We start from the raw sequence: 2,250 nt of genomic DNA, 5'->3' as shown, positions 1-2,250 counted from the left end.
AGTTAAGCCCGTCTGCGCCGATGGTACTGCCGTAACTGGTGGGAGAGTAGGCCGCCGCCTTCTTTAAAGACCTCAAGATTATTCTTGGGGTCTTTTTTTTGCATTTATCTGAAGAGAAAGGCAGGAATTGACCTGAAATTATAAGAATTCTGCTATTTGACAACAAAAAATCATTTGAGCCCCCTGCTTTTTTTTGAAATTGTTTTCATCTATATTTATCAGAAGAACCATAATATCCATGAATAACAATCCTCAAGACAAGAAATTTAAAGAATGGCTGGATATCCTTCAACAAGAGAGCTGGCAATTGGAATTGATTATTTCTGGTTTTGCTATTTATGGACTCTTTATGATTATCGAACCTATTGAACTTGCCGGTCTTGAAGCCCAGAATGAGCAGAATATTTACAGTGGCTTCCTAACTCGTGGCTTATTAATATCATGGTATATAATCACAATAAATCTTATCGCTCATGTAATTCTACGTGGATTATGGATAGGGGCAATAGGACTTCGGTATGTATCTGCGGATATTGAATATGATAGACTAAAATACAGCCCGAAATTTACCAAACACCTGATAAAAAGGGTTGGTTCTTTTGATAATTACGTTGCTACACTTGAAAAATACTGTAGTGTAATTTTTTCAATAACATTTTTACTGGTATTTTATTTAATAGGATTGTTGGCAATTGGACTTATTCTTGCAATTTTAGGTCTTCTTATAGCTAAGGCTGAAACACCAGACTGGGTTCGTTATGGCATAGCTATACCTGTAATTGTTTTGATTCTCCTTGGCGGGATTCTTACATTTATTGATTTTATTACGCAAGGCTGGCTTAAAAAGAAGAAATGGACCACCTCCTTTTACTATCCGGTTTACTGGGTATTTAAATATCTTACCTTTTCATTTCTTTATCGCCCCATGGTATATAATTTCCTGGATAATAAATTTGGGAAACGATTAAGTTTAATCCTAATCCCTCTTATTGTATTGATATCTATACTTGCCGCCACCCGGTTTAGTACTTCAAACTATCTCGATAAGGATATGAAATCATCTACTTTTGCAGCTAGCACAAAAAATTATAACGATCTAATCAGTCTTAATAATTCCTTTGCAGATCGTGCAACTATTCCTTCCAAAGTAATTCAGACATCATTCCTGAATGTTTTTGTGGTATATGGCCGTTCTATAGAAGATGATGTGTTTTTTTTTAACAAGGAACTGGAACCTCAAGAAGACAAAAGAGGCATTTATTCAGCCGTATTTTCAGAAGGTACCTTACCATGGTCCGAACGTGGAGAACGAATACAGGACTACATGGATGAAGTTGAAGACATGTATTCACTAAGTGTAGACAGTATTCATTTTAAACCAAATTTTGTGGTAACCAAAAATTTCCAGAATCAACTTGGTTTTGAAACCTTTGTAGATATCAGATCAGTTAGGGATGGAAAACACATACTTAAAGTGGAAAGAAAAGACCATGATAAGGATAGTATATATATGAGAACAATAATAAAAATTCCTTTTTGGTATTATCCAGAAAATAAATAGGCAATTACAATGTTTATAAAAAATATTTTTATCAAATATCGATTTATAATTTCTATACTGCTGCTGAATGTATGTATTGGCTTTAGTCAAAACGAAAAAGTTAAAGTCTTAGTTGGCGGTACTCTTATTGATGGCTTCGGTTCTGATCCAATTAAAAACAGTGTTGTCATTATTGAGGGTCAAAAAATTAAGAACGTAGGAACAGTAGGTAACATCGACATTCCAGCCAATGCAGAAATTATTTCCACTGAAGGAATGACCGTACTTCCCGGCCTATGGGATATGCATGTACATACCATGATCAATGGGCACGCCGACTATGCGTATTGGGATAAAACCTATCCTCCGCTATTTAAAGATGTCATAATGCCCTCGTCCGCGCATCAATTACTGATGGCAGGGGTTACCAGTGCCAGAGATCTGGGAGCTCCTCTTGAAGAGAGCATAGCTGTAAGAGATGCTATAAATAATGGAGAAATCCCCGGGGCAACGCTTTATGTCTCAGGACCTTTTATTCAACATAAACCCTATCCGGGGACAGAAGATTTCAGATGGGGCTTAGATGGCTCAGAGGATGGAAGGAAAAAAATACGAAAGTTGGCCAAAGCAGGAGTAGATGTTATCAAACTCATTGATCAGGACCAAATGACCATGGAAGAGCTCAAAGCTGTGGTGGACGAAGCCCATAA

The 2,250-nt window shown here is 36.8% G+C and carries 2 protein-coding genes; both read left to right on the top strand.

Annotation, left to right across the window (positions count from 1 at the left end):
- The first annotated feature begins 238 nt into the window (after window positions 1-238).
- On the top strand, window positions 239-1,561 hold the full coding sequence (locus Q0X89_RS10480) for a hypothetical protein (RefSeq protein ID WP_297693871.1): 1,323 nt from the start codon (window positions 239-241) through the stop codon (window positions 1,559-1,561).
- Window positions 1,562-1,570: 9 nt separating this feature from the next.
- Window positions 1,571-2,250: amidohydrolase family protein (locus tag Q0X89_RS10475; RefSeq protein WP_297693869.1), on the top strand; the 680-nt coding region annotated here is incomplete at its 3' end.

This window comes from uncultured Eudoraea sp. (assembly GCF_947258525.1).
In the GTDB taxonomy this organism is placed as follows: domain Bacteria; phylum Bacteroidota; class Bacteroidia; order Flavobacteriales; family Flavobacteriaceae; genus Eudoraea.
Note: the sequence above shows the minus strand (reverse complement) of the source record. Positions and strands in the feature narration are given on the sequence as shown.

What these genes read in the sequence shown, in the direction of transcription:
- Q0X89_RS10480 (WP_297693871.1), top strand. Translation starts at nt 239, where the DNA reads ATGAATAACAATCCTCAAGACAAGAAATTTAAAGAATGGCTGGATATC.